Origin of the sequence: Lysobacter sp. M2-1 (assembly GCF_022662495.1) — a bacterium.
Taxonomy (GTDB): Bacteria; Pseudomonadota; Gammaproteobacteria; order Xanthomonadales; family Xanthomonadaceae; genus JAKPBU01.
Map to the genome: position 1 here is coordinate 358,020 of NZ_JAKPBU010000011.1, position 26,547 is coordinate 384,566.

23 protein-coding genes are annotated in these 26,547 nt (G+C 67.6%); 16 read left to right on the forward strand and 7 right to left on the reverse strand.

Annotated elements, in window-relative coordinates; all coding sequences use genetic code 11:
- The first annotated feature begins 162 nt into the window (after positions 1–162).
- Entirely contained in the window at positions 163–1,686 is a 1,524-nt protein-coding gene (locus tag MC375_RS16910; RefSeq protein WP_242104578.1) for a M20 family metallopeptidase, read from the forward strand.
- A 140-nt stretch (positions 1,687–1,826) separates the two neighbouring features.
- Here MC375_RS16910 and MC375_RS16915 read toward each other — a convergent pair whose 3' ends face one another.
- Together MC375_RS16915 and MC375_RS16920 are read right to left on the reverse strand one after the other, a co-directional pair.
- Entirely contained in the window at positions 1,827–3,716 is a 1,890-nt protein-coding gene (locus tag MC375_RS16915; protein ID WP_242104579.1) for a peptidoglycan-binding protein, read from the reverse strand.
- A gap of 105 nt (positions 3,717–3,821) precedes the next feature.
- The gene (locus tag MC375_RS16920) at positions 3,822–4,778 is read right to left on the reverse strand and encodes a hypothetical protein (protein ID WP_242104580.1); all 957 of its coding nucleotides are present in this window, start codon (positions 4,776–4,778) and stop codon (positions 3,822–3,824) included.
- Between the two features lie 380 nt (positions 4,779–5,158).
- Here MC375_RS16920 and MC375_RS16925 point away from each other — a divergent pair, with 380 nt between their 5' ends.
- The 7 genes from MC375_RS16925 to MC375_RS16955 all read left to right on the forward strand — a co-directional run bounded on the left by MC375_RS16925 (position 5,159) and on the right by MC375_RS16955 (position 13,582).
- Complete coding sequence (locus MC375_RS16925) at positions 5,159–5,449, forward strand: GlsB/YeaQ/YmgE family stress response membrane protein (RefSeq protein ID WP_242104581.1); 291 nt, start codon at positions 5,159–5,161, stop codon at positions 5,447–5,449.
- A gap of 300 nt (positions 5,450–5,749) precedes the next feature.
- Positions 5,750–7,558 carry an assimilatory sulfite reductase (NADPH) flavoprotein subunit gene (locus MC375_RS16930; protein WP_242104582.1) on the forward strand — a complete coding sequence of 603 codons (1,809 nt, stop codon included), beginning with the start codon at positions 5,750–5,752 and terminating at the stop codon, positions 7,556–7,558.
- A 10-nt stretch (positions 7,559–7,568) separates the two neighbouring features.
- The gene (cysI, locus tag MC375_RS16935) at positions 7,569–9,311 is read left to right on the forward strand and encodes an assimilatory sulfite reductase (NADPH) hemoprotein subunit (RefSeq protein WP_345779296.1); all 1,743 of its coding nucleotides are present in this window, start codon (positions 7,569–7,571) and stop codon (positions 9,309–9,311) included.
- A gap of 15 nt (positions 9,312–9,326) precedes the next feature.
- Positions 9,327–10,067, forward strand: coding sequence for a phosphoadenylyl-sulfate reductase (locus MC375_RS16940; protein WP_242104584.1), 741 nt, complete (start codon positions 9,327–9,329; stop codon positions 10,065–10,067).
- 247 nt (positions 10,068–10,314) lie between these two features.
- Positions 10,315–12,117: a GMC family oxidoreductase gene (locus MC375_RS16945; RefSeq protein WP_242104585.1), complete on the forward strand. Its 1,803-nt coding sequence runs from the start codon at positions 10,315–10,317 to the stop codon at positions 12,115–12,117.
- Positions 12,117–12,797, forward strand: a complete 681-nt coding sequence (locus MC375_RS16950) for a gluconate 2-dehydrogenase subunit 3 family protein (protein WP_242104586.1) — start codon at positions 12,117–12,119, stop codon at positions 12,795–12,797. Before MC375_RS16945 ends, MC375_RS16950 begins: the two co-directional genes overlap by 1 nt.
- A 35-nt stretch (positions 12,798–12,832) precedes the next feature.
- Positions 12,833–13,582 (forward strand): DUF1080 domain-containing protein, encoded by a 750-nt coding sequence (locus MC375_RS16955; protein WP_242104587.1) that lies wholly within the window; start codon positions 12,833–12,835, stop codon positions 13,580–13,582.
- A 58-nt stretch (positions 13,583–13,640) separates the two neighbouring features.
- Here MC375_RS16955 and MC375_RS16960 read toward each other — a convergent pair whose 3' ends face one another.
- Complete coding sequence (locus tag MC375_RS16960) at positions 13,641–14,627, reverse strand: LysR family transcriptional regulator (protein ID WP_242104588.1); 987 nt, start codon at positions 14,625–14,627, stop codon at positions 13,641–13,643.
- Between the two features lie 300 nt (positions 14,628–14,927).
- Between MC375_RS16960 and cysG the strand changes: the two genes are divergently transcribed.
- Positions 14,928–16,385 (forward strand): siroheme synthase CysG, encoded by a 1,458-nt coding sequence (gene cysG, locus MC375_RS16965; RefSeq protein WP_242104589.1) that lies wholly within the window; start codon positions 14,928–14,930, stop codon positions 16,383–16,385.
- Between the two features lie 17 nt (positions 16,386–16,402).
- Here the strand turns inward: cysG and MC375_RS16970 are convergent, their stop codons facing one another.
- Positions 16,403–17,818 carry a mannose-1-phosphate guanylyltransferase/mannose-6-phosphate isomerase gene (locus MC375_RS16970; protein WP_242104590.1) on the reverse strand — a complete coding sequence of 472 codons (1,416 nt, stop codon included), beginning with the start codon at positions 17,816–17,818 and terminating at the stop codon, positions 16,403–16,405.
- A gap of 65 nt (positions 17,819–17,883) precedes the next feature.
- Here MC375_RS16970 and MC375_RS16975 point away from each other — a divergent pair, with 65 nt between their 5' ends.
- Together MC375_RS16975 and murU are read left to right on the forward strand one after the other, a co-directional pair.
- Complete coding sequence (locus tag MC375_RS16975) at positions 17,884–18,912, forward strand: phosphotransferase (RefSeq protein WP_242104591.1); 1,029 nt, start codon at positions 17,884–17,886, stop codon at positions 18,910–18,912.
- Positions 18,909–19,631: an N-acetylmuramate alpha-1-phosphate uridylyltransferase MurU gene (gene murU / locus MC375_RS16980; protein ID WP_242104592.1), complete on the forward strand. Its 723-nt coding sequence runs from the start codon at positions 18,909–18,911 to the stop codon at positions 19,629–19,631. The genes MC375_RS16975 and murU overlap by 4 nt, the downstream gene beginning before the upstream one ends.
- A gap of 4 nt (positions 19,632–19,635) precedes the next feature.
- On the opposite strand, the gene hda is transcribed toward murU, so the two are convergent.
- Genes hda through MC375_RS16995 form a run of 3 tightly spaced genes read right to left on the reverse strand, consistent with a single transcriptional unit; the run spans position 19,636 to position 22,603 of the window.
- Positions 19,636–20,346: a DnaA regulatory inactivator Hda gene (gene hda / locus MC375_RS16985; protein WP_242104593.1), complete on the reverse strand. Its 711-nt coding sequence runs from the start codon at positions 20,344–20,346 to the stop codon at positions 19,636–19,638.
- On the reverse strand, positions 20,343–21,536 hold the full coding sequence (locus tag MC375_RS16990) for an AI-2E family transporter (RefSeq protein ID WP_242104652.1): 1,194 nt from the start codon (positions 21,534–21,536) through the stop codon (positions 20,343–20,345). Before MC375_RS16990 ends, hda begins: the two co-directional genes overlap by 4 nt.
- Before the next feature lie 8 nt (positions 21,537–21,544).
- Positions 21,545–22,603, reverse strand: coding sequence for a DUF2066 domain-containing protein (locus MC375_RS16995; protein ID WP_242104653.1), 1,059 nt, complete (start codon positions 22,601–22,603; stop codon positions 21,545–21,547).
- A gap of 233 nt (positions 22,604–22,836) precedes the next feature.
- Here MC375_RS16995 and purM point away from each other — a divergent pair, with 233 nt between their 5' ends.
- Genes purM through MC375_RS17020 form a run of 5 tightly spaced genes read left to right on the forward strand, consistent with a single transcriptional unit; the run spans position 22,837 to position 26,382 of the window.
- A complete protein-coding gene (gene purM, locus MC375_RS17000) occupies positions 22,837–23,862 on the forward strand; it encodes a phosphoribosylformylglycinamidine cyclo-ligase (RefSeq protein WP_242104654.1) in 1,026 nt (341 codons plus the stop codon).
- Complete coding sequence (locus MC375_RS17005) at positions 23,862–24,176, forward strand: hypothetical protein (RefSeq protein WP_242104594.1); 315 nt, start codon at positions 23,862–23,864, stop codon at positions 24,174–24,176. The genes purM and MC375_RS17005 overlap by 1 nt, the downstream gene beginning before the upstream one ends.
- Positions 24,173–24,832, forward strand: a complete 660-nt coding sequence (purN, locus tag MC375_RS17010; protein WP_242104595.1) for a phosphoribosylglycinamide formyltransferase — start codon at positions 24,173–24,175, stop codon at positions 24,830–24,832. The genes MC375_RS17005 and purN overlap by 4 nt, the downstream gene beginning before the upstream one ends.
- Before the next feature lie 52 nt (positions 24,833–24,884).
- A complete protein-coding gene (locus tag MC375_RS17015) occupies positions 24,885–25,661 on the forward strand; it encodes a DUF3108 domain-containing protein (protein ID WP_242104596.1) in 777 nt (258 codons plus the stop codon).
- Positions 25,662–25,695: 34 nt separating this feature from the next.
- Positions 25,696–26,382: a DUF3108 domain-containing protein gene (locus MC375_RS17020; protein ID WP_242104597.1), complete on the forward strand. Its 687-nt coding sequence runs from the start codon at positions 25,696–25,698 to the stop codon at positions 26,380–26,382.
- The last annotated feature ends 165 nt before the right edge of the window (positions 26,383–26,547 follow it).

Below are 26,547 nucleotides of genomic sequence, written 5' to 3' on the forward strand. Positions count from 1 at the left end.
CATGTTGTGGGCCGGCATGCGCAGTGTGCTGCGCGCACCAGGTCCGGGGCATCGGTTCACATGGCGGAATTGGCAGGAAAAGTCCGCGGGGCGGCCTAGGAAAACTCCGAGCAAACGGGGCCGGCGCTAGAATCGGCAACCAACGTCATGCAGGAACGCCCCTTGGACGCCAGCAAGATCGACCGCTACGTGGCCGAGAAATGGGACGACGACATCGTCCCGCAGCTCGTCGAGTACATCCGTATCCCCAACAAGTCTCCGATGTTCGATGCCGATTGGGTCAAGCACGGCTACATGGACGACGCGGTCAAGCTGATGGAATCCTGGGCGCGCGCGCAGCCGATCCCCGGCATGCAGCTGGAAGTGGTGCGGCTTGAAAACCGCACGCCGCTGATCTTCATCGACATCCCCGCCAGTGGGCCCGCCGCCGATGCCTCGGCATCGGCGACAAGCACGCTCGGCGACGACTGCGTGCTGCTGTACGGCCACCTCGACAAGCAGCCGGAGATGACCGGCTGGGACGACGACTTAGGTCCCTGGAAGCCGGTCATTAAGGGCGACAAGCTGTTCGGCCGCGGTGGCGCGGACGACGGCTACGCCATCTTCGGTTCGCTGGCCGCGATCCAGGCGCTGCAGCAGCAAGGCGCGCCGCACGCGCGCTGCGTGGTGCTGATCGAAGCCTGCGAAGAATCGGGCAGCTACGACCTGCCCGCCTACGTCGATCATCTGGCCGATCGCATCGGGAAGCCCTCGCTGGTGGTCTGCCTGGACTCTGGCTGCGGCAATTACGAACAACTGTGGTGCACCACCTCGCTGCGTGGCATGGCCGGCGGCAACTTCACGGTGAAAGTGCTGGAGGAAGGCGTGCATTCGGGCGACGCGTCCGGCATCGTCCCGTCGAGCTTTCGCTTGCTGCGCCAGCTGCTTTCGCGGATCGAGGACGCGAACACCGGCCGCATCCTGGTGGACGGCCTGCACGTCGATATTCCCGCCGACCGCCTGGCACAGGCGAAGAAAGTGGCCGAGGTGCTCGGCGACGAGGTCTACGACAAGTTTCCATTCCTGCCAGGCATGACGCCGATGGCCGACGACCTGACCGAACTGGTGCTCAATCGCACCTGGCGTCCGGCCTTGTCGGTCACCGGCGCCGACGGCATGCCGCCGCTATCGTCGGCGGGCAACGTCCTGCGTCCGTTCACGTCGGTGAAGCTCAGCCTGCGGCTGCCTCCGACCCTGGAAGGCAAGCGCGGAGGCGAGTTGCTGCAGGAAACGCTGCTGCGTGACCCGCCCAATGGCGCGGAGGTATCGCTGGCGCTGGAGAAGGCTTCGACCGGCTGGAACGCACCGGCGATGGCGCCATGGCTGGAGCGGGCGATCGACATCGCCAGCGAGGAATTCTTCGGCAAGCCCGCCATGTACATGGGCGAAGGCGGCACGATTCCGTTCATGGGCATGCTGGGCGAGAAGTTTCCCGGCGCGCAATTCATGATCACCGGCGTGCTCGGCCCGCATTCCAACGCGCACGGCCCGAACGAATTCCTGCACATTCCGATGGGCAAGAAGGTCACCGCCTCGGTCGCTCGGGTCATCGCGGAACACCATTCCGCCAGCGTGCGTGGCGAGACCACCGGTGCTACGGTCGCGGCCGACAGCGGGGACCGCCAGGGCGATCACGGCTGCTGTTGAACCGGTTTTCGATTCGCAAAGCCAGGCAGGACATTCCCCGCGCCGGAACCTCGCAGAACGGCGGCAACGCGCAGGAGCAGCCGTTGGCATCTGACACGAGGCCCGCCGAAGCGGGCCTCTGCAGCCCATGACAGTCGCGTTCAGGTGATCATGGAGGGCGACGCCTGGACCTGCTGGCGCTGCCGCTCCTGAACCTGCTGTTCCTGCGCCTGCCGGCCGATGTGCTCGCTCATCGCCTGCAAGTCCGGTGTCGGGGCGTTGAGGTCGACCCGGACCCGGTCGCCCGGGGTCTGCCCGATGACCCAGACATCGCTCTTGCTGGCAGGATCCGGCTTCACGCTCTGCAGCTTGTCGACGCCCGTGATTCCGTTTTCCTGCGCCTGCAGGGTGACGTTCGCCACGACCTCCGGCCTGGTCCCTGCCGGGAGCTGCCGGGCGATCGCTTCGTAAAGCGCGTTGCCCGGATGCCGCGCGTCCGTGATCGAAACCTGGGCGCGCTGCTCGCTGGCATCGGTACGCACGTCGGTGATGCGCGCATCGGCGGTCACCCTGCCGTCGGGCAGCTTCTTGCCGATCGCCTCGAGGGTGGCCTTGTCGGCGGTACCGGTCGGCTCCAGGCCGTTGGCGCGCTGGAAGTTGGCGACGACTTCCCGGGTCTTGTCGCCGTAGTAGCCCGTTCCCTGGAGCAACGTGCCATCGTTGGCCCGGACGCCCAATGCGGTCAGGCTCTGTTGCAGGCCCTTCACGTCGGCCCCCCGTTCGCCATGACCGAGCTTGCCATCGTCCAGCGCCTGCGCGCCGACGCTCTGCTGCCGGTCCTGGAGCAGATCGCGCGCCTTCGCCAGCGGGTCGGACGCGTATAGCGTGGCGCCGCTGTACCTGGACAGGAAATCGTCGACCGGGATCATCCGCACGCCGCGGTCGGACTTTCCGCCTTTCGATTCGGTCACCATGAGCGCGCCGCTCTGCGGGTCGCGCACGACCATGGCGACGTGGTCGATTCCCTTCCATTTGTCGTGCGGCGCCGGCCCCGTATCCAGCCCGATCACCATGCCTTCCTTGAGCGTGTCGGCATTGACCTGCCTGCCTTCGAGCAGTGCGCCGGAACGCGCAGCCGCTTTCTGGACGATGGTGCCCGATCCGTCCCAGCCGGGCTTGAACAGATCTTCCCGCCCGAACACGGGAGGCGTACGGCCGGCCTGGCGGTTGATCTCCTCCATGGTCCGGTTCTGCAGCGCTACCACCCAGCCGGAGCAGTCGACGACGCCGCTTTCGACGTTCTTGGCGCCCATCCTGTAGCCCACGGCGTCGTACTTGACCGCCATCGCGTGGGCGGCCGTGAGATGGATGCCGGACGGCGCCTGCGAATCGGCGCGCGTTTGCGGCGTGGGCTGTTGCGTGTCCGGGCGTTGCGTCGTACGGCCGTCGACGACCGGTTCGATGCCCTTCTCGGGGATGCGCACCCGATCGAACTTGGTGTCCCAATACCGGACGAAGGTTTCCGCCATCTGCTTGTCGGACATCGACCGGAATTCTTCCATCGACACGCCGGTCACGGCGCGCATGTCCCGCGCACTGACGTTGTTGAGGATCTTGCTGCGCGTATCGTCGCGACTGAACTCGCCGGTGGCGATCGCGGTCTGGATCGACCGGTATCCTGCGGCCCCCTGCTGGTGCGCCAGGTACATATCGAGCCCGCCCGGTTCCTGCGCACCCGAGAGATAGACCCGGCCGTCCTGCGTATGTCGCCGCACGAGTTGCCGCTGGTTGTCCAGGTACAGCCGGGCCGCAGCGTCGGTATTGGCGACCGGATCGAGTTCCCTGCCGCGGATGCCGTACTGATCGGCGGTCCCGGGCACGAACTGGAACAGCCCTTTCGCGCCGTTGGGCCCCCGGCTGACGCTTTCGTCGAACGTTCCGCCCGTTTCGATGTAGGCGAAGCGCATGAAATCATCGCGCGGGATGTTCCGTTCCTGCGCTTCGCGTTCGATGATGTCCAGGACCTCCGCCCTGCTGTAATCGCGTGCCATGATCATTCCTTTGGGTTGATGGGTTGCGGGTTACCGCGATTCGTCAACCGGACTCCTCCGTGAGTCTCCTGTTCTCGGTCAACCTCCTGCACGAGTGGCTTGCGCCTAGCTGCCTGACTTGGCTACGTACTCCTTCTTCCTGGGGTCATAGGTATAGGTGGAGCGGTCCTCGGGGCCCAACGTGCGCGTCTTGCCCGGGGACGCAATCGTCGTTCCTTGTGGCGTCACCAAGATATCGGGCAGCGCCTGGCCACCTGGCTTGAACGCAAGCGTGCCGGAACTCGCAGCGCAGGGCATGACTTCGCCTTCGTCGCACGCCGCCGAATTGTCCTCTCCGGTCCAGATCGTTCCCAGGTAGCGCCAATGGTGATCGTCGATGTCCTCGAGTTCGCCTGGCTGGAAACGCAGGACCGCATAACCAGTCAACTCGCTCCCCGACTGCAGCGACGTCGTCGGCACCGCGAGCACGAACTGTCCGTCCTCGGTTTCATAGCTCACCGCATTGCGCTTGGGGTCGACTTCGTCGCCCTTCTCATAGGCGCCGAACTCGCCGCTGTAGGGCTCGGCTCCGACCAGCGACCACGGCTTCTCGGTGCCCGGCTTGCTCAGCACGAACGTGGCGTTGGCCAGCGTGACCTTGCTGCCCGGAGCGGGATTTGGCTCGTCTTCGGCCGCCCCGAACTTTTCTGGCGTGCTGTACGCGAAGCCGGCGAAGTAATGCTTGCCGCGCAGGTCGAACTGGTGCCCGTACCAGTACGTGGCGACGCTGCCGTTCTCGATCTCGTACGAAGTCGCGCCGTCGCCGTCCTTGTTGTAGATGAAATAGAGCACGGCATCCGGTGCAGGCGGGGTCGCGCTCTGCTTTTCATATGCATGGTCGGCCACTTTGCTGTCTTCCTTCTCGTTGATCTCTGGCGTAGGGGTGGCTCGCGATTCTGCAGATTGCGCGGCGTCCTGGGTCGCCGGTGCCGGGCTGCCCTGCCTGCAGGCGGACAGCAGTGCAAGCAGCAGCAGGCACCCCGCCGCACCCGCCAGGGATCGCAGGCTGTCGAGCTGTTTCATGGATGGTTTCCTGGTTGGAGACGAGATGGCCGCGAGGCCCGCGCGTCATCGCGCAACGCACAGTCCGGGACGCAAGCAGCTGCACGGGCTTGCGCTGGCGGGTTCTGGGCGGGGAGTAGGTGCAACGACAATCCTCCTTGAGTCTCGTCCGGTCCTTCCGTGATCCGGGTATTGCGCCATCGAAGTGTTGCGGATCGGCGATTTCGTGAAGTTAATTAATTGTTAAATCAGCTGAGAAGCTGGGCGGCGGACCCCCTGCGCACGCACGCCTGTCCAGCAATTCTTCGCCTGCGATCCGCTGTGCGGCCGTGCTCTTCAAGCTCCGTCCTCGCACGAAGCCACTGCGCTAAGCTCATCGCAACTTTCCAGCGGAGGGCGGCATGGAACTGTTCGGCAGCAGCAACTGGGTTGTCATCATCCTGATCGGTTTCGTCGTGGGGCTGCTCGCCCGGTTCCTGAAGCCAGGCGACGACGGCATGGGAATCATCATGACCACGCTGGTCGGCATCGCGGGCGCGCTCCTTGCGGGCTGGGCCGGACAGAAAATGGGCTGGTACTCGCCCGGACAGCCAGCGGGCTTTGTCGGCGCACTGCTCGGCGCGATCGTGGTCCTGATCGTCGTGGCCCTGTTCCGGCGCAAGCGGCCGACGCGCGACGTGGCCCGCCGCTGACGATCACGGAATCCCACTAGAGGAAGGCGGAGAGCTGCGACTTTCCTGCGTCCGGTGTCGGCCAAGGTCAGGCCCAGGCAATCGACCCCACGGCCATCGCGTGCACTGAGGCCCCAATCGTGCTCCTCGGATACGCCTAGAGGCGCTTCGCAGCGGGCATGTACCGCGCTTGCGTTCCTGGCAGACAGGATGACTCGCGCCAGAGACAACACGCAAAAGGCATGAGCGCATAACCATGCGTCCTTTCCGCCTGGGCACGGGTCTGCCTAGGCTGGAGTTCCCCCCACTCGCCGGTTGCCCATGTCCGCCCGCGCGTCCAGTCCCGCTGCCGCCCTGCCTCTGACCGAAGGCCAGCTGGCACGTGTGCACGAGATCGCCGACGAACTCGACGGAACCGGTCTGGCCTGGCTGTCCGGTTATGCGGCCGGGATCGCACGCGGGCGCATCGCGCCGGGCTCCCGGATCGCGGCGCACCCCGTCGAGACGGTAGCGACGACGCACACGCTGAGCATCGTCTACGGCAGCCAGACCGGAAACGCCAAGCGGGTCGCCGAACAGCTCGCCGCCGACGCGGAAGCCGCCGGCATCGCAGTGCGGCTGTTGCGCGCAGATGCCTATCCGCTACGCGAACTCAAGAACGAGCGCCATCTGTACCTGGTGATCAGCACCCAGGGGGACGGCGACCCGCCCGAGGACGCGCGCGAGCTGTTCGACCATCTGGGCGGAAAGCGCGCGCCGCGCCTGGAGCAGCTGCGCTACGCGGTGCTCGGGCTGGGCGATTCGAGCTATCCGAAGTTCTGTGCCGTGGGCGAACGACTCGACGCGCGCCTGGCCGAACTGGGCGCCACCCGCCTGCTGCCGCGCGCCGACGCCGATCTGGACATCGGCACGGTCGCCGACCCCTGGCGCGCGCAGGCGCTGGCGAAGGCTCGGGAATCGGTCAAGCCCACCGCGACCGTCACCCCGCTGCGTCCGCCCGCGGTCAGCCCGGCGGCGGCGGTGCATTCGCGCGAGCAACCCTTCCAGGCCGAAGTGCTCGCCAACCAGCGCATCACCGCGCACGACAGCGGCAAGGATGTGCGCCACATCGAACTGGCGCTGGCCGGATCGGGCCTGCATTACGAACCGGGCGATGCGCTGGGCGTCTGGCCGCGCAATGCCCCGCCCCTGGTAGAGGCGGTGATCGACGCCCTCGGCTTCGATGGCGACACGCCGGTGCAGCACCGGGAAATGACCCTGCCCCTGCACCAATGGCTGGGCACGCATCGCGAACTGACGAGACTCTCGCGCCCCTTCATCGCCGCGCATGCCGAACGCTCCGGGGCGGCGGGACTGCGCGAGCTGCTCGTTCCCGGCAATCCGGCGCTGGGCGAATGGCTGGGCGAGCGCCAGGTGATCGACCTGCTGCGCCAGCATCCGGGCGCATGGACAGCCGAAGACCTGGTGGCGCAGCTGCGACCGCTGCAGCCGCGGCTGTACTCGATCGCCTCCAGCCAGAAGGCCGTCGGCGAAGAAGTGCACCTCACCGTGGCCCATGTGGACTATCTGCGCGATGGCGACCCGCGCTGGGGCGTCGCCTCGCATTTCCTCGCCACGCGCGATGAAGGCGATGCGCTGCCGCTGTATATCGAGGCCAACGAGCGCTTCCGTCTGCCCGGCGACCCATCGCGCGACGTGATCATGATCGGCCCCGGCACGGGCGTGGCCCCGTTCCGCGCATTCGTCCAGGAACGCCAGGCGATAGGTGCGCCCGGCCGCAACTGGTTGTTCTTCGGAAACCCGCATTTCCGCAGCGATTTCCTGTACCAGCTGGAATGGCAGCGGGCGCTGAAGGAAGGCGCGCTCGATCGCATCGACCTCGCCTTCTCGCGCGACCGCGCACCCAAGACCTACGTGCAGCATCGCATCGCCGAACGCGCGCGCGATCTGTACGACTGGCTGCAGAACGGCGCGCATCTGTACGTGTGCGGCGCCATTGCGATGGGTAAGGACGTGCATACCGCCCTGCTGGACACGGTCGCCTCGCACAACGGCGGCAACCGCGAGGCGGCCGAGGCTTATCTCGACGAACTGTCGCGCCAGGGGCGCTACGCGCGGGACGTGTACTGATGTCCGGGTCATGCCCATGAGCGCGCATTCGGTCGAAGACATCAAGGCGCAGAGCGCGCGCCTGCGCGGTTCGTTGCTGGACTCGCTGGCCGATCCGGTCACCGGCAGCCTGCGCGAGGAAGACCAGACCCTGATCAAGTACCACGGCAGCTACCAGCAGGACGACCGCGACGTGCGCGACGCACGGCGCCAGGCGAAGCTGGAACCGGCCTACGCCTTCATGATCCGCACGCGCACGCCCGGGGGCGTGGTCTCTCCGGAGCAGTGGCTCAAGCTCGACGCCATCGCCACCGGCTACGCCGAGCGCGGCCTGCGCATCACTACGCGCCAGGCGTTCCAGTTCCACGGCGTGATCAAGACCGAACTCAAGGCGACCATGCAGGCGATCAACGCCGCGCTGATCGACACGCTGGCCGCCTGCGGCGACGTCAACCGCAATATCGCGGTCGCGGCCAACCCGCACGTCTCGGCCGCGCATGCGCACGTGCAGGCCCAGGCCGCGGCACTGTCGCGGCATCTGCTGCCCAATACCCGTGCCTACTACGAAATCTGGCTGGACGAGGAACGGGTCGCCGGCAGCGGCGAGGAGAGCGAGCCGATCTACGGCGATCGCTACCTGCCGCGCAAGTTCAAGATCGGCTTCGCCATCCCGCCCACCAACGACGTGGACGTGTTCGCGCAGGACCTGGGTTTCATCGCCATCCTCGACGATCGCGGCGTGCTGCAAGGCTACAACGTCAGCGTCGGTGGCGGCATGGGCGCCACCCATGGCGACCCGGAGACCTATCCGCGACTGGGCAACGTCATCGGTTTCGTGATTCCGGAACAGGTGATTGCGGTGGCTGAAGCAGTGGTCACCGCCCAACGCGACTTCGGCAACCGTGATGTGCGCAAACGCGCGCGGTTGAAGTACACCATCGACGATCGCGGTCTCGACTGGTTCAAGCATGAAGTCGAACGGCGTGCCGGGTTCTCTCTCCCCCCGGCACGGCCGTTCGGCTTCGATCACAACGGCGACCGCTTCGGCTGGGTCGAAGGCCATGACGGGCGCCTCCATCTCACCCTGAGGATCCCGGCCGGGCGCATCATCGACGGTAAGCTCGATGGACGCGGCGACGAGGTCCTGCATCTGAGCGGCCTGCGCCGCATTGCCGAGCTGCTGCTGCTCGATCCCGGCGCCGAATTTCGGATGACGCCGAACCAGAACCTGGTCGTTGCCGGGATACCACCGTCGCTGCGCGCATCGGTCAACGCGCTGGTGGATACGTATGGCCTGGCTGGCTATCGCGATGCCACGCCGCTGCGCCGCGATGCACTGGCCTGCGTGGCGCTGCCGACCTGCGGCCTGGCCATGGCCGAGGCCGAGCGTTACCTGCCCGATTTCGTGGGCAAGGTCGAAGCGCTGCTCGATGCGCGCGGCATCGGCGACGCTCCGATCCACCTGCGCCTGAGCGGCTGCCCGAATGGCTGCTCGCGCCCGTACCTGGGCGAGATCGCCCTGGTCGGCAAGGCGCCGGGCCGCTACAACCTAATGCTCGGCGCCGATCACCGCGGCCAGAGGCTCAACGCCCTGTACCGCGAGAACATCGACGAAACCCAGATCCTCGCCGCGCTCGATCCGCTGTTCGAAGCCTATGCACGCGACCGCGATGCCGGCGAAGGCTTCGGCGATTTCCTCGTCCGCACCTGCGTAGTCGCGATTCCCGGGAAGGACGCGCGCCCCGCGATTCCCGTCGAACTCGTTGCCGCCTGAGCATCAGGTCCTGAAATGAGCCCGCCCGACCCCATCACCGCCGCCGAATCCGCCCAGAGCCTGCGAGAGCTGAACCGCTGGCTCGCCATGCGCAGCGCCGAGGAACGCGTCGCCTGGGCGCTGGAGAACACCGCCGGATCGCACGCGCTTTCGTCCAGCTTCGGCGCACAGGCGGCGGCATCGCTGCACCTGGTGTCGCGGCAGAGGCCGGACATCCCGGTGATCCTGATCGATACCGGTTATCTGTTCCCGGAAACCTACCGCTTCGTCGATGCCATGACCGAGCGGTTGCGGCTCAACCTCAAGGTCTACCGCCCGCAGATCGGCGCCGCCTGGATGGAGGCGCGGATGGGCCGACTCTGGGAAAAGGGCGTCGAAGGCATCGATCGCTACAACAGGCTGCGCAAGGTGGAACCCATGCAGCGCGCGCTCGACGAACTGGGCGTACGCACCTGGATCGCCGGCCTGCGCCGCGATCAGGCCCGCACGCGCACCGGCATCGACTTCCTGGAACTGCGCGACGGCCGCTGGAAACTGCATCCGATCGCCGACTGGACCGATCGTGACGTCTGGAACTATCTGCAACGACACGGCCTGCCCTACCACCCGCTGTGGGACCAGGGCTACGTGTCGATCGGCGACGTGCACACGACCCGGCCGTTGCAGGCGGGCATGGAGCTCGAGGACACCCGCTTCTTCGGCCTGAAACGCGAATGCGGGCTGCATTTCGACGACGAGCCCGGCATCGCGGCATAGTCGGTGCCTGTGGGAGCGAGCTCGCTCGCGATTGCTTCCGACCCTCCATACGGCATCAGGAAAATCAAGAGCATTCGCGGCCAAGGCCGCTCCCACGAGCACTGCGTGGGATGTGAGTGGCGTCCTGTTTCTGGCAGGAACGTGTTCGCATTCGGCGATTCTGCGCCCGCGTCGGGCGCGCGCCTGCGTTTGTCACGCGGTGGCGCAACCTGAGACACTCTGCTCCCCGCCCTTTGCCACGCCGGCCATGCCCTTTCTCGATGCCGCAGCGCTGAAGTCCGACTATGACGTGATTGTGGTGGGCTCCGGCGCCGCCGGCGGCCAGACGGCCTATACGCTGTGCATGGAAGGCGCGCGCGTGCTGATGCTGGAGGCCGGCCGCCGCTATACGCCGGAGCAGGAAACGCCGATGTTCCAGACTCCGGACATGGCGCCGCTGGGCGGCAGCAGCACGCCCGACAAACCCTTCGGCTTTCACGACGCCACGGTCGACGGCGGCTGGGACGTGCCCGGCGAACCGTACACGCTGGCCAGCAATGAACGCGGGCGCGATTTCAAGTGGTACCGCGCGCGCATGCTTGGCGGACGCACGAACCACTGGGGGCGGCTGTCGTTCCGCAACGGCCCGTACGACTTCAAGCCCCGGCGTCGGGACGGGCTGGGCTTCGACTGGCCCCTCGGGTACGAGGACCTGGCGCCCTATTACGACAAAGTCGAAATGCTGATCGGCGTCTACGGCAGCCGCGATGGCCTGGAAAACACGCCCGATTCGCCGCCGGGAGTGCTGATGCCGCCGCCGGCGCCGCGGGTCAGCGATCGCCTGGTCCAGCAGCGCGCCGCCAAGCTGGGGATTCCGGTAGTGGCCGCGCATCGCGCCGTGCTGACCCAGCGGCTGGATGCGGAGAACATTCCCGCGAAGCTGCATCCGGGCAACGCGCACGCGCAGGCGATCCTGCGCAAGGCGATGCAGCGCCGCGCCGCCTGCTTCTGGGCCACGCCCTGCGGCCGCGGCTGCTCGATCGGCGCCAACTACCAGTCGACCACCGTGCACCTGCCGCCTGCGCTGGACACCGGCCGGCTGGACATCGTCTGCGACGCGATGGTGCACGAAGTGGAACTGGGCACCGACGGCAAGGCCCGCGGCGTGCGTTTCATCGACAAGACCAGCGGCGAGCAGCACCGCGTCCGCGCGCGCGCGGTGGTGCTGGCCGCCAGCGCCTGCGAGACGGTGCGGATCCTGCTCAATTCCAAGTCGCCCTCGTTCCCGGACGGGCTGGCCAATTCCAGCGGCAAGGTCGGGCGCTACCTGATGGACACGGTGGGCGCCGGCCTGTCGGGGCAGATCCCGATCCTGGAGGACCTGCCGCCGCACAACGAGGACGGCGCCGACGGCGGGCACATGTACGTGCCGTGGTGGCTGTACCAGGAGCAGGCGGCGGGCAAGCTCGACTTCGCGCGCGGCTACCACATCGAATTCGGCGGCGGCCGCACCATGCCCGGCGTTGGCACCGCTGCCGGGTTGGAATGGCTCACCGGCGGCAGCTACGGCCGCAGCTTCAAGCAGGACATGCGCCGTTACTACGGCTCGTTCGTGGGCTTTGCCGGTCGCGGCGAGATGATTCCCAACGAGCACTCGTACTGCGAGATCGATCCCGCGGTCCGCGACAAGTGGGGCATCCCGGTGCTGCGCTTCCACTGGCAGTTCTCCGAGCACGAGACCCGCCAGGCCGCGCACATGCAGAAGACCTTCGCCCAGATCATCGAAGCGATGGGCGGCAAGGTACGCGGCGAGGTGCAGGCCGACGGGGCCAAGGCGATCGAGCCCGGCGGCTACATCATCCACGAGGTCGGCGGCGCGATCATGGGCGACGATCCCAAGACATCCGTCACCGACCAGTGGTGCCGGACCTGGGACGTGGACAACCTCTACCTCACCGATGGCGCGGTATTCCCGTCCAACGCGGACAAGAACCCGACCCTGACCATCATGGCCGTGGCCTGGCGCGCCGCCGACCGGATCCTCGAGCGCATGCGCGCAAGGGAGTTGTGATGAGCCCACCCGTCGACCGCCGCACCACGCTCAAGTGGATGCTGTCCGCCGCCGCCACCCTGCCGGTGCTGTCGCTGGCCGGCTGCGATTCGGAGCCGGCATCACCCGGCGGCGCGGCATCGTCCGCCGATCCGTGGGCCGCGCCCCCGGACGTCACCGCCGACGGCTACGGCAAGGACGCGGACCTGCTGAAGGACTACAAGCCCGGCGACACCTGGCCGCTGACGTTCGACCAGGCGCAGCGCGCCACTGCCACCACGCTCAGTGCGCTGATACTTCCCGCCGACGAAGACGGCCCCGGCGCGGTGGAGGTGGGCGTGGTCGACTTCATCGACGAGTGGATCAGCGCACCGTATCCGGTGCAACGGCGCGACCGTGCTCTGGTGCTGCCCGGCCTGGCCTGGATCGATGCCGAAGCGAAGCGGCGCTTCGGCGCTGGCTTCGCCGCGCTGAAGCCAGCGCAGCAGACCGCGATCTGCGACGACATCCGCTATCTGCCCAAAGCCAAGGCCGAGCACAGGCAGGCGGCCGAGTTCTTCGCGCGCTACCGCGATCTGACCGCCGGCGGCTTCTGCACTTCGCCCCAGGGCCGCACCTATCTGCGCTACGTCGGCAACACGCCGCTGCCGCGCTTCGACGGGCCGCCGCCGGAGGTCCTCGAGCGTGTTGGCTTGGGCTGATGAAGGGATCCAGTTTCGCAACAGTGGGAGGCGTCATGAAGAATACGGCTGGCTTGTCCGGATGGATGCGTGACGCGCGCCAAAGTCGCGACGCGCGCATTGGCCGCATCGCGCGCGGCGCACACCTCGCCCTGGCCTTGCTGTGTCTGGCGCTCGGCGCCTGCGCCACCGCGACCCCGGCCGCGCCGGCCGCCAACACGCTGACGCAGGCCGAGCGCGACGCGGGCTGGCAGCTACTGTTCGACGGCAAGACGCTCGATGGCTGGCGGGCAAGCGAACAGCCGGGGAGTTTCCAGGTGCGCGATGACAGCATCGTCGTGCGCGGTCCGCGCTCGCACCTGTTTTATGTCGGGCCGGTGCAGCAGCACGATTTCCGCGACTTCGAGCTGCGACTGGAGGTGATGACCTTCCCCGGCGCCAACTCAGGGGTGTACTTCCACACCGCCTGGCAGGACGAAGGCTGGCCGGCCAAGGGCTACGAGGTGCAGGTCAACAACACCCAGTCCGACCCCAAGCGTACCGGCGGGCTGTACGCGGTGGAAGACAACTTCGAGGCCCCGGCCGCCGACCGGCAATGGTTCGAAATGACGGTGCGCGTGGAAGGCAAGCACGTCACCACGTTCGTCGACGGCAAGCCGATCGCGGACTACACCGAACCGGCCGATCCGCAACGACCGGCCGAGATGGCCGGCCGCGTGCTCGGCAGCGGCACCATCGCGCTGCAGGCGCACGACCCGGACAGCGAGGTGCATTACCGCAACATCCGCATTCGCGCCCTGCCGTAGGTCGGCCCTGCGCGGCCGACGGGCGAATGCCGTGGTATGTCGGGGACCTAGCCCCGACCTACACCGTAATCGGCTGCGACAGTTCGGTCCAGGTCGGCGGCGTGGGCCAGTCTGCTTCCAGATTGCCTTCCAGCACCCGGCGCAGGTCGCGCCGGTCGATCTGCGGGGCGAGCGCGTGCAGTAGAGCGAGCGCGTATTCGCGCAGCACGCGGCCGCGCGGGATCACCGCCCATGTGATGCATTCGGGCAGCGCCTCGGGCGCGGGGAGCAGGCGCAGGTCGGCGTCCTCGCGACTGCCGATGGCCATCTCGGCCAGCAGCCCCGCGCCGAGACCTGCACGCACGTAGGTCTTGATCAGATTCGCGTCGCGCGCGGTCATCGCCACCTGCGGCGCCACGCCCGCGGACGCGAACGTGCGCTGCAGGGATGAATCGGCATTGGTCGAGGATTCGTAGCTGATCAGCGGATGCCGCGCCAGTTCGGCGAGCGTCGGCGCGCGCCCCAGCGAAGCGAGCGGATGCGCGCTGGGTACCAGCAGGACCCGCCGCCAACGGTACAGCGGCACCGCCAGACCACCGGTCGGCACCGCGCCAGCGCTGCTGATCAGGGCAAGGTCGGCATCGTCGTGGGCGAGTTTCTGCAGCACCTCGGCATCGCCCGCGGCTTGCAGGTCCACGCTCACCTGCGGGAATTCGCGCTTGATCGCCGCAATCACCGGCGGCAGGACATAGCGCGCCTGGGTATGGGTAGTGGCCAGCAGCAGGCGGCCGACATGCTCGCCGCGCTCGTTGGCGGCGTAGCTGCGGATGTTGGCGGCCTCCGCCAGGATCCGGCGCGCATGTTCGATCACCTTGGCGCCGGCGGGCGCGATGGCCTCGAGGCTGCGGCCCTTGCGCACGAACAGCTGGAAACCGAGTTCGTCCTCGAGCTGCTTGAGCTGCTTGGACAGCCCCGGCTGGGTCGCATGCACGCGTTCGGCTGCCAGCGTGATGTTGAGGCTGGAATCCGCGATCGCGACGAGGTAGCGCAGCTGGGTCAGGGTCATGTGGAGAGATGCCGGGCGAACGCCACTTCACGAGATTCGGAGGGCAATCGGAGTCCGCCACCCGCCGCAGTGTCGCATCGGCTCAGACGCGCGGCACCGCCATGGCGGGAATGCACCGTCCGGAGGGCGGCACCGATAACGCCGTTCCAACATATCGCTATATGCGTATGAAGGGATAAATATAACGGTGGCCACTCGCCGGTGTCCATCGGCCGCGCGGACCTGGACATGCCCGATCGGCATAAGGACAGGCTTCGCCGCCATTTCCCGGCATGCGCGGGAGGACCTAGCGTCGACACCATGGCTGCCCCTACTGCCCCGCTCTATCCCTTGTTCGCCGACCTGCGCGGCCGCCGCGTGGTGGTGGTGGGAGGCGGCGCGGTCGCGCGGCGCAAGGTCGAGGCCCTGCTGGAAGCCGGCGCCCATGTCGCCCTGGTCGCGACCGAACTGCGCGATGCCACGCTGCGGCGGTGGGTAAGGGACCGCCGCATCGCACGGCGCGTCGGCCGATTCACACGCGGTTCGATCGATGCCGGCCTGCTCGACGGCGCCTGGCTGGTCATCGCCGCCACCGACGATGTCGCCACCAACCGCGCCGTGGTCGAAGCCGCCGACGCACGCCGGATCTGGGCCAATGCGGTCGACGATGCCGAGCATTCGCGGTTCCACGTACCCGCGCGGGTGGAGCGCGGGCCGCTGCAGATCGCCATCTCCAGCGGCGGCGGCGTGCCGATGCTGGCGCGTCTGGTGCGCGAGCGCCTGGAGGTCGAATTCGACGCCTCGTTGGGCGCGCTGGCGCAGTTCCTGGGCGAGCGACGCCAGCGGATCCGCGCACGCTGGCCCGACCTTGGCCAGCGTCGACGCGTGTTTGCCCGGCTGCTGTCGGGCCCGCTTCAGGGCCTGTTGCGCAAAGACAACCGGTTTGCCGCCGAACGCGCGTTCGACCAGGTCATGAACGATGCCAGTGACACCGCTCCGGCGCGCGGCTCGGTGGCCCTGGTCGGCGCCGGGCCCGGCGATCCAGGCCTGCTGACGCTGCGCGCGTTGCGCGTGCTGAACGAAGCCGACGTGATCCTGCACGACCGCTTGGTAAGCGAACAGGTGCTGCAGTTGGCGCGTCGGGACGCCGAACGCATCGAGGTCGGCAAGCAGGCGGGAAATCATCACACCAGCCAAGCCCAGATCCACGACCTGCTGATCCGACACGCGCAGGCGGGCCGGCGGGTGGTACGGCTCAAGGGTGGCGATCCGTTCGTGTTCGGACGCGGTGGCGAGGAGCTCGAAGTGCTGCGCGCGCACCGCATCGACTATGAAGTCGTGCCCGGCATTACCGCTGCGATCGCCTGCGCCGCCTATGCCGGCATTCCGCTTACGCATCGCGAGCATGCGCAATCCGTGCGGCTGGTGACCGTCCACTGCAAGGATTCTGCGGATACCGTCGATTGGGCCACGCTGGCACAGGAGAGGCAGACGCTGGCCGTGTACATGGGCGTGGCGATGCTCGAAACCCTGCAGGCACGGCTGATCGCGCACGGCCGCGAGGCCACCACGCCGTTCGCCCTGGTCGAGAACGGCTCGCGCCCGGAGCAGCGCGTGATCACCGGCACGCTCGCACAGCTGGCGACCGCCGCCCGGGCTCACGGTGTGCAGTCGCCAGCGCTGCTGATCGTGGGCGAAGTCGCAGCCTTCGCACAGACGCTGCACTGGTTCGGCACGCCACCCCTGGCCCCGGTGGCGGAGCTGCCCGCTGCCGCCTGATCGCGCTGCGGCGCCCGCTAGGACCGTCCGTAAACGTCCTCGTAGCGGACGATATCGTCTTCGCCCAGATAGTCGCCCGACTGGACCTCGATCAACTCGAGCGTTTCCGTCCCCGGGTTCTCCAGGCGGTGCTTGGCCCCGATCGGGATATAGGTCGACTGGTTGGCATACAGCTCGAACACGTCGTTGTCGCGCGTGACCCGGGCTGTGCCGCTGACCACGATCCAGTGCTCGGCGCGTTTGGTGTGCGACTGCAGCGAGAGCCGCGCGCCGGGCTTGACCTTGATCCGCTTGACCTGGAAGCGTTCGCCCATGTCGACCGAGTCGTAGCTGCCCCAGGGCCGGTGCACCTCGCGGTGCAGGGCCGCCTGGCTGCGCTGACCGGCCTTGAGCTGCGCGACCACGTCCTTGACCTGCTGCACCTTGTCCTTGCGCGCCACCAGGACCGCGTCGTCGGTTTCAACCACCACCAGGTCGTCCACGCCGACCAGCGCCACCAGGCGCCGCGCGTAGGCATAGTTGTTGCGGCTATCCACCGAAATCACGTCACCGTGGTGCGCGTTGCCGCCGCCGTCCTGTTCGCTCACGTCCCACAACGCCGACCAGGAACCGACGTCGTTCCAGCCGATGTCAACCGGCAGGACCATCGCCGCATCGGTCTTTTCCATGACTGCGTAGTCGATGGAATCCGAGGGGCAGGCGCCAAACGCGTCCTTGTCGAGACGAATGAAATCTCCGTCGCGTTTGCCCTCCAGCAGCGCGGTGCGCACCGCGGCGAGCATCTGCGGATGAAATCGCCCCAGTTCTTCCAGATAGCGTGAGGCGCGGAACAGGAACATGCCGCTGTTCCAGTAGTAACCGCCGATGTCGATGTACCCCTGCGCCGTGGCCGCATCGGGCTTCTCGACGAAGCGCAGCACGCGCCGCGGCTCCGTAGCCTCGCCATGGGCGTGATCGGCCTGGATGTAGCCGAAGCCCGTTTCCGGCGCGCTGGGCACGATGCCGAAGGTCACCAGGGCGCCGCGATCCGCTGCCGGCATCGCAATCCTGACCGCGTCGCGAAATGCGTCTTCGTTGGCGACCACGTGATCCGACGGCAACACCAGCAACACAGGGTCTGCGCCGTCGCGCATCGCCTGCAGGGCAGCGGCAGCGATGGCCGGTGCGGTATTGCGGCCTACCGGCTCCAGCAGTATCGCCGGATGCTCGACCCCCACCAGGCGCAACTGTTCGGCGGCGAGGAATCGGTGATCGTCGTTGGCGACGACGATCGGCGGCAGGTCGGCGATCGGCGCGATACGCCGCCAGGTCGCCTGGAGCATGGTGTCTTCGCCGACCAGCGGCAGGAACTGCTTGGGATATCCCTCGCGCGAGAGTGGCCAGAGCCGGGTGCCGGCACCTCCCGAAAGCAGTACAGGCTGGAGCAGCGCCATGGACACCTCGTTAAACCGGGTGCTGCAGTTTACCCTGTCATTTCTTTACGCTTTCGGACAGAACTGTGGCACCCGACCCGGATTCGCGCAGTGCGGAGCGGCTGAAGTGGACGAGGGCCGCGCTCGGCGATGCGCGCGTGCTACTCGTCCGCGCCTCCATCGACGCCGGTTTCCGCAGCTACTGGCGCACGCAGGGCGCGGACGGAACATGGATCGTGATGGATTCGCCGCCCGCCCTGGAAGATGTCGGGCCATGGCTGCGCATGCGCGAATTGCTCGTGGCCGGCAACGTGCGCGTTCCCGAGGTGCTTGCACAGGACGTGGATCACGGTTTCCTGCTGCTGGAGGATCTGGGCGGGCCGACCCTTGCCCAGATCCTCGACTTGGACAATGCCGACGCTTATTTCGATGCCGCCATTGCGCAGCTGATCCGGCTGCAGTCGATCCCGGCGCCGCCTGGCACGGCGCATTTCGGCGAGGCGCTGCTGCAGCGCGATGCCGGCCTGTTCGAGGAATGGTTCCTGGGCACGCACCTTGGCCTGGCGTTGGACTGCGGCGAGGCGGAACAGTGGCAACTGGTGCAGCGGCGGCTGATGGACAACGCGCTATCGCAACCCCAGGTGCTGACCCACCGCGACTTCATGCCGCGCAATCTGATGCCGGTCGCTGATGGTCCGGCGGTCCTGGACTTCCAGGACCTGGTGCTCGGTCCCATTGCCTACGACCCGATCAGCCTGTTCAAGGACGCTTTCCTGAGCTGGCCGCTGGCACGCGTGGATGGCTGGCTTGCGCGCTACCACGCGCGCGCCCGAGACGCGGGCCTGCCGGTTCCCGAATGGCCGAGGTTCCTGCGCGATGCCGACTGGCTCGGCGTGCAGCGACACCTCAAGATCCTCGGCATCTTCGCCCGTCTGCACCATCGCGATGGAAAACCGCGCTACCTCGCCGATGCCCCCAGATTCGTCGGCTACCTGGAAGAAGTCCTGCCGCGTCACGCCGAACTGTCGCCATTGCACGAACTGCTCGAGCGCAAGCTGAAACCCGCGCTCGCAGCGCGATCCACATCGACGAAGCCGCGGCGACCGGTGCGATGAAGGCCCTGATCTTCGCAGCGGGCCTGGGCGAACGCATGCGCCCGCTCACCGAACACACTCCCAAGCCACTGCTGCATGCCGGCGGCAAACCGCTGATCGTGTGGCACCTGGAGAAGCTCGCGGGATGCGGTATCCGGGACGTGGTGATCAACACCTCATGGCTCGCCGGGCAGTTCCCGGCAGATCTCGGCGATGGCGCGCGCTGGAACCTGCGGATCCGCTACAGCCATGAAGGCCCGACTCCGCTGGAAACGGGCGGCGGCATGCTGCATGCACTGCCGCTGCTGGGCGCAGACCCATTCGTGCTGGTGAACGGCGACATCTGGACCGATTACGACTTCGCACGGCTGCCGCGCGAGCCGGCTGGGTTCGCCCATCTGGTGATGGTCGACCGCCCGCAACACGCGACCCACGGCGATTTCGCCCTGGACGACAGCGGTCATGTGCGCGCGGACGGCGCCAACAGGCTCACCTACGCCGGCTTGGGCGTCTACCGTCCGCAGCTGCTCGATGATTGGCGCGGCAGCGTCGGCGACGAGCCCGGCGCGGCGCAGAACCCGCCGCGATTCAAGCTGGCGCCCATCCTCAAGGCCCACATGGCGGCGAGTGCGATCACCGGCGAACACCACCGCGGCCGCTGGACCGATGTCGGCACCCCGCAGCGGCTGAGGGAATTGGATGCAGCCCTGCAGGGGAGCAACGCGACCGAGCCGCGCTGATTCGTCAGCCAAGATCGCCCAGCGTGTCGCGCAGGAACGGCACCGTCACCCGCCGCTGCGCGGCCAGCGATGCACGGTCGAGGCGCTCGAACAGCGCGGCCAGGCTACCCAGGTCGCGATCCACGCGCCGCAACAGCCAGTCGATCGCCGCCGGATCGAATTGCAGGCCACGCCGCCGCGCGCGCAGCTGCAGCATCTCCCGGCGTCCGGCGTCGTCCAGCGGCGCCAGCGCGATGCGCAGGCATTGCGACAGGCGCGAGCGCAGATCGGGTAGCTGCAATGGCAGGTCGGCGGGCCATTCCCGTGCGGTGTACAGCAGCGCCTTGCCGGCATCGCGCGCGCGGTTGTGGAAGTCGAACAAGGCCACTTCGTCGTCGCGACGCCCGGCGATCGCCTCGACTCCGTCCAGCGCGATGAGGTCGCGTTCCTCCATCGCTTCCAGCGCCGCGCGCAGCCGCCCTGCAGCGCTTGCCAACGGCAGATAGGCCGCGGCGATGCCTCGGGCGCCGGCCTCGGCACAGACGGCGATCGCCAGGTGGGTCTTGCCGGTGTTGGCACCCCCGGCCACCAGCACGCATTGCGCCGGCGACGAAACGACCAGTGCGCGCAGCTGCGGCAACACGACCGGATCGGTCGCCACGAAGGTGTCCAGGCGCTGATCCGGCGGGAAACGCAGCGCCAGCGGCAGCTGGCCGGAACCGGGTGCGCCGCTCACGCCGGCGGCGAGCCCTGGTCTGGTTTGGCGTGCCCCCCCGCGTTCCCGGGCAGGATCAGCCCCGACTGCTCGACGTGCTCATCGCCAAGCACGATCGCCGGCCCATCGCCAACGTAGGCGCGACTGGCGCGATAGTGTTCGACCGCAAAGCGCAGCAGCACGTTGGCCACGGCCGCAACCGGAAGTGCGAGCAGCATGCCGAGGAACCCGAACAGCTGGCCTCCGGCCAGGACCGCGAAGATCACCGCGACCGGATGCAGGCCGATACGGTCGCCGACCAGTTTCGGGGTGAGCCAGTAGCTCTCGATCACCTGGCCGATGCCGAACACCGCCAGCACACCCGCCAGATGCTGCCAGTCGCCGAACTGCACCAGCGCGGCGATGCCGCCGAGCACGACCACCGTCGCCGGCCCCAGATAGGGTACGAAGGTCAGCAGGCCGGCGATGATCCCGATCAGGATGCCCAGGTCCAGACCGACCAGCCACAGGCCGAGACCATAGAGCACGCCCAGGATCAGCATCACCAGAAACTGCCCGCGGAGAAAACCGCTGAGCATTTCGCTCGATTCCCTGGCCAGACGAGTCACCGTCGCCTCCTGATTGCGCGGCACCAGGGCGGCGATGCGCTCGACGAAGACGTCCCAGTCGCGCAGGAAGAAGAACGTCAGCACCGGTAGCAGCACCAGGTTGGCGATCCAGCCCAGCACCGCGAAGCCCGAGCGCGACAGGTAACCCAGCAGGGTAGCCGCAAAGCCGCCCGCCTCCTGCCAGTGCGCGCGCACCGTGTCGATGATGCGCCCGGTGTCGAACCAGGCGAGCAACTGCAGTCCAGTGCGGTGCTCCAGCCACGGCAGCGCCGTGCCGATGAACCAGTCGCGATAGCGCGGCATCGATTCAATCAGGGTCAACAGCTGGCGCTCGATCAGCGGCACCAGGATCAGCAGCGCCAGCACCAACAGCAGCAGCATCAGCGAGAAGACCAGGATCACGGCGGTGTTGCGCGAGCGACCCGCGGCTTCGAGTCGATCCACCATGGGATCGCCGAGCCAGCCCAGCATGCCCGCGAACACGAACGGAGTCAGGATCGGCGCCAACAGCCACACCAGCGACAGCACCGCGATCGCGACCGCGGATCCCTGCAGACGGCGGTAGAAGCGGGCGATCTCGTGCAGCGATTGCTGCGTCTGCATCTCGGCCATCAGCGCAGCTGGAACACCTGAGGCACCGCATCGCTATCGCCCGATACCAGCACGTCGTCGTCGATCAGGCGCTTGAACCCGGACATGCCCGTGGACAGTTCCAGCATCAGCTCCAGGCCATCGGGAGTTGCGCGCACCGGCACGAACCGCTTCACCACCGATACCTTCTGCAGCTGCGCCGAGAGCCGGATGTAATCATCGGCGCTATCGATGCCCGTGACCAGCACCGCGTAAGTACCCGGCGTCCCGGTTCCTGGGCTCTGCCTGGCGTAGCGCCGCACCAGGGCGTCGGCGGCGCCGTCGGCGCCACCCTGCATCGCGCGACGGGCATCGCTGTTCTCGGTCGACCAGCGCGACAGCACGCGGCCGCGATCGACGAAGATCCAGTCCGCTTTCCAGCCGCCCTTGTTGCGATAGAGCTTGCCGAGCAGCTGCATCGGCGGCTGGTAGCGCGAGGACAGGCGCGCGATCGCCGCGGTGTCGCCGCGCCAGATCGCACCGGCCGCGGCCATCTCCGCCGCGCTGCCCGACGGCAACCCGAGACGATAGCCGCGGGCCTGGGCGCGATCGAGCGCCGCGCGCGCCGCCGCACCCTGTTGCAGCCCGACCAGGCGCGGACCCTTGCCATCGTCGATGGCCAGCCACAGGACCGGCTTGGGTCTGGGCGACGGCCAGATCGGCAGACCGAGCGCCGACATGATGCCGTCGACCTTGTCCTGGTCGAAGCGCACGATCAGCGTGGTCTGGTAGCTCGGGGCGCCGGACACATCGGAAATGCCCTCGTCCTGGCGGTAATCGTAGCTGCGCACGTATTCGCTGGCGCGGCGCATTTCCTCGCCAACGCCGGGCCGCGCTGCGGCGCTGCGATCACCGGAAATCTTGCCAAGTACCTGCGACAGCGCCCGCGCGAAGGCGGTGTTGCGCTCCGCGGCGCCCTGGTTGCGCACGGGGACTTCGACCTCGTAGGCGCCCTCGGCACGTGCCACGTCGCCTTCCACGCGCTGCGCGGTCGCCACGCCCGCGGCCAGCAGGCACGCCAGCGCCAGCCCGACGCGCAGGCCCGCGTTCCGCACCCTCGAGAATCGCAGTCCCTCGCTCCGCGCTTCTGGCCGCATCGCACATCCCTAATCGCTGGCGAATTGTGAAATGGTGCCGCAGGCGCGCTCCCGCGTCCATGCGAACGCGCGCGCGCTGCTAAAATCGCCGCTCGCCGCGCCCCAGACGCGCTGCCGGACTGCCCGTGAGCCATCCCGCTACCCCCGACCCCGCCGGCCCCGCGTCTTCCAGCGGGATGACCTACCGGGATGCGGGCGTCGACATCGATGCCGGCAACGAGCTCGTCGAACGCATCAAGCCGCTGGTCAGGCGCAGCTTCCGGCCCGAAGTCATGGGCGGCCTGGGCGGGTTTGGCGCCCTGTTCGACCTGACCGGCAAGTACCGTGAACCCGTACTGGTCTCGGGCACCGATGGCGTGGGCACCAAGCTCAAGCTTGCGCAGCAGCTCGGCCGCCACGACACCATCGGCATCGACCTGGTGGCGATGTGCGTGAACGACGTGCTGGTGCAGGGCGCCGAGCCGCTGTTTTTCCTCGATTACTTCGCCACCGGCAAGCTCGATGTCGACACCGCCGTCGCCGTGGTCTGCGGCATCGCCCGCGGCTGCGAGCTGTCCGGCTGCGCGCTGATCGGCGGCGAGACCGCCGAAATGCCCGACATGTACCCGCCGGGCGAATACGACCTGGCCGGCTTCTGCGTGGCCGCGGTGGAGAAATCCCAGCTGCGCGACGGCGCCCGCGTGCGCGCCGGCGACCTGTTGCTGGGGATCGCTTCCAGCGGGCCGCATTCCAACGGCTACTCGTTGATCCGCCGCATCTTCGAGCGCGCTGGGCGCCCGGGCGAACTCGACCTCGGCGGAACCTGCCTGGTCGACGCGCTGATGGCGCCCACCGCGCTGTACGTAAAGCCGGTGCTTGAACTCCTGCGCGGTGCGCAGGGCGATGCCATCCATGCCATGGCCCACATCACCGGCGGCGGCCTGAGCGAGAACATCATTCGCGTCGTACCTGAGGCCCTGGGCCTGGACATCGATGCCGGCACACTGGCATTGCCGCCGGTGTTCGAGTGGCTGCAGCACGAAGGCGGTGTCGCCGACGCGGAAATGTGGCGCACCTTCAACTGCGGGATCGGATTCGTACTGGTGGTCGCGCCCGATGCCGCGGGCGCGGTGGAAGCGGAGTTGTCCGCCCTGCAGCTGTCGCACCGGCGTATCGGCCAGGTGGTGCCCGCCGGGAGCGGCGGTCGCGTGCGCATCGGCTGATGCTGATCGGCATCCAGCTATCCGATCTCAGCCGGCGCAGCCGCTGGCTGCTGGCGGGCGCCAGTGTCGCCTTCCTGGCCTGCCTGACTTTGTTGTTCGTCGCACCCGAACCGGCGATCCGGCTGATGCGGATCGCCCTGCTTGCGGTGGTGGCGCTGGGCGCCTACTGGGTGTCGTTCCTGCTGGATTTCCGCGGCCGCCTCAACCGGTCGCAGGTGATCGTGGCCACGTTGTTCGCGCTGCTGCCCTGGATCCTGGTGATCGTGATCGTGGTGGGCTTTCCGCAGATCCTGATGCCGACGCACGCGGCATGAGGTCGGCGGATTCGACTTCGCGCCGGATCGCGGTCCTGGCCTCGGGCCGCGGCAGCAATCTGCAGGCGATCCTGGATGCGATCGCCGAGGGCCGGCTGGCGGCCGAAATCGCCGGCGTGTTTTCCGACAAGCCCGGCGCGCACGCACTGGAACGCGTGCCCGAACGCTTGCGCTGGAGCGCGGACGCCAGGTCGTTTCCGTTCCGCGAAGCCTTCGATGCCGCCCTGGCCGATGCCGTGGATGCGGTGCAGCCCGACTGGATCGTATGCGCCGGCTACATGCGCATCCTCGGCGCCGATTTCGTGCGCCGGTTCCGCGGCAGGCTGCTCAACATCCATCCCTCGCTGCTGCCGAAATACCGTGGCCTGCACACCCATCGGCGCGCGCTCGAGGCTGGCGACACCGAACATGGCGCGAGCGTGCATTTCGTGGTGCCCGAACTGGACGCCGGCGCGGTGATCGCGCAGGTGCGCATCCCGGTCCTGCCCGACGATTCCCCGGAAACGCTGGCCGAGCGCCTGCTTCCTCGCGAACACCGGCTGCTGATCGATGTCCTGGCGCTGTGCCTTTCAGGTCGCGTGGCTGAACAGGGCGAGGGTGTGCTGCTCGACGGTCATCCCCTGTTTACGCCACTGCAGCTAGATTGCGGCGCCTAACCGATTGATTCCACGAGATTTGTGGCAACGCCACCCAGGACCTCGCAAGCCCATGCTTCGCCCGTTCGCCCTCACCGCCTGCGCCGGCCTGTTGCTGCTGCTCGCGGGCACCGCCATTGCGCAATCCCAGCCAGCGCCCGCGCCCGGGATGGAAGGCGCGCAGGAGCCGCCGCGGCCGCTCGAACCGTTCGTGGCCAGCTATGAAGTCCACAACAACGGTCGCGCGCTGGGGAATGCGACGATGCAGGCCGTACCGCTGGGCGGCGCGCGCTGGCGCGTCGACCTGAACCTGAAGGGCGGTGGCCTGATGCGCCTGACCGGACTCAATCTGCAGCAGAGCACGCTGTTCGACAACGTGGGCAACCAGTACCGTCCGCTCAGCCAGGCCCTGGTCAAACGGGTGTTCCTGTCCAACCGCAAGACCATCGGTACCTACGACTGGAACGCGCACAGCGCGCGCTGGACCGGCGACGTCAAGAAGACGCGGCAGCGGCCCGTGCCGCTGCAACCGGGCGACATGAGCGGGCTGCTGATCAACCTTGCCGTGATCCGCGACGCCCAACCGGGCAAGACCCTGCAGTACCGTTTCGTCGACGACGGCCGCGTGCGCGACCACTTCTACCAGGTGGCTCCGCAGACCGAACTGGTCCAGGTCGGCGAACTGAGCTACGACGCGATGCGCGTCGAGCGCGTCCAGCCAGCCGGTTCGGCGCCGTCCAGCGAGCAGACCGTGATCTGGGTCGCCGCCGGCGTACCGACGCCGATCCGCATCCTGCAGCGCGAGGATGGCAAGGACACGACCGACCTGCGCCTGACCGAATATCACTGACCCGCACAACAGCTTTCGAGCCTGGAGTACCCCCATGGACCTGAAGAAATCCACTCCCCTGCTGATCGGCGCAGCCCTACTGGCCCTGACCGCAAGTGCGTCGGCGCTTGCGGTCAAGCCCTTCACGGCCGACTACACCGCCAGCTACATGGGCCTGCAGGGCGCCGGGCAGATGCGGATCGAACCTGCGGGCAGCAACCGCTGGAAATACACCATGAGCATCCGCAGCAACGTGGCCCAGCTCGTCCAGAGCACCACATTCGAAGACAAGGGCGGTGAGTTCCGGCCGCTCTCGGGAACCGACTCATCGCTGCTGCTGATCAAGAAGTCGAACAAGACCGCCAGCTACGACTGGGCCAAGGGCGAGGCGCGCTGGAGCGGCGACGTCAAGGCCGAGCGCGCCGGGCCGGTGAAGCTGCAGGACGGCGACCTCGACGCGATGCTGGTGAACCTGGCGGTGGCGCGCGACGCCGCGGCGGGCAAGCCCATGAACTACCGCATGGTCGACGACGGCCGGGTCAAGCGCATGACCTACACGGTGAGCGGCAAGGAAACGATCGAGATCGGCGGCAGGCAGCGCGAGGCCACCAAGGTCACCCATACCGACGGCAACAAGCAGTATCTGGCCTGGGTGGTGGACGGATTGCCGGTGCCGGCGCGCATCCTGCAGCGCAAGGACGGCAAGGACCAGATCGACCTAAAGATCAAGTCGCTGAACTGAGCGTCGTGTACCAGATCAAAAAAGCCCGCCGATGGCGGGCTTTTTTCGTTTCGGTGATGCGTTCTCAAGCTCGGCGAGGCTGCTGCAAACATCCGAAGAACGCGTCCTCCCAAGCCCGATTAACGGAGGTCCCAAGGCAGTAACTCTTGTGCATCTGAAGCCAAA

Coding starts and splice junctions, on each gene's coding strand:
- MC375_RS16915 (WP_242104579.1), bottom strand. CDS start 3,716: ATGGCACGCGATTACAGCAGGGCGGAGGTCCTGGACATCATCGAACGC.
- MC375_RS16920 (WP_242104580.1), bottom strand. CDS start 4,778: ATGAAACAGCTCGACAGCCTGCGATCCCTGGCGGGTGCGGCGGGGTGC.
- MC375_RS16925 (WP_242104581.1), top strand. CDS start 5,159: ATGGAACTGTTCGGCAGCAGCAACTGGGTTGTCATCATCCTGATCGGT.
- MC375_RS16930 (WP_242104582.1), top strand. CDS start 5,750: ATGTCCGCCCGCGCGTCCAGTCCCGCTGCCGCCCTGCCTCTGACCGAA.
- cysI (WP_345779296.1), top strand. CDS start 7,569: ATGCCCATGAGCGCGCATTCGGTCGAAGACATCAAGGCGCAGAGCGCG.
- MC375_RS16940 (WP_242104584.1), top strand. CDS start 9,327: ATGAGCCCGCCCGACCCCATCACCGCCGCCGAATCCGCCCAGAGCCTG.
- MC375_RS16945 (WP_242104585.1), top strand. CDS start 10,315: ATGCCCTTTCTCGATGCCGCAGCGCTGAAGTCCGACTATGACGTGATT.
- MC375_RS16950 (WP_242104586.1), top strand. CDS start 12,117: ATGAGCCCACCCGTCGACCGCCGCACCACGCTCAAGTGGATGCTGTCC.
- MC375_RS16955 (WP_242104587.1), top strand. CDS start 12,833: ATGAAGAATACGGCTGGCTTGTCCGGATGGATGCGTGACGCGCGCCAA.
- MC375_RS16960 (WP_242104588.1), bottom strand. CDS start 14,627: ATGACCCTGACCCAGCTGCGCTACCTCGTCGCGATCGCGGATTCCAGC.
- cysG (WP_242104589.1), top strand. CDS start 14,928: ATGGCTGCCCCTACTGCCCCGCTCTATCCCTTGTTCGCCGACCTGCGC.
- MC375_RS16970 (WP_242104590.1), bottom strand. CDS start 17,818: ATGGCGCTGCTCCAGCCTGTACTGCTTTCGGGAGGTGCCGGCACCCGG.
- murU (WP_242104592.1), top strand. CDS start 18,909: ATGAAGGCCCTGATCTTCGCAGCGGGCCTGGGCGAACGCATGCGCCCG.
- MC375_RS16990 (WP_242104652.1), bottom strand. CDS start 21,536: ATGCAGACGCAGCAATCGCTGCACGAGATCGCCCGCTTCTACCGCCGT.
- purM (WP_242104654.1), top strand. CDS start 22,837: ATGACCTACCGGGATGCGGGCGTCGACATCGATGCCGGCAACGAGCTC.
- MC375_RS17005 (WP_242104594.1), top strand. CDS start 23,862: ATGCTGATCGGCATCCAGCTATCCGATCTCAGCCGGCGCAGCCGCTGG.
- purN (WP_242104595.1), top strand. CDS start 24,173: ATGAGGTCGGCGGATTCGACTTCGCGCCGGATCGCGGTCCTGGCCTCG.
- MC375_RS17015 (WP_242104596.1), top strand. CDS start 24,885: ATGCTTCGCCCGTTCGCCCTCACCGCCTGCGCCGGCCTGTTGCTGCTG.
- MC375_RS17020 (WP_242104597.1), top strand. CDS start 25,696: ATGGACCTGAAGAAATCCACTCCCCTGCTGATCGGCGCAGCCCTACTG.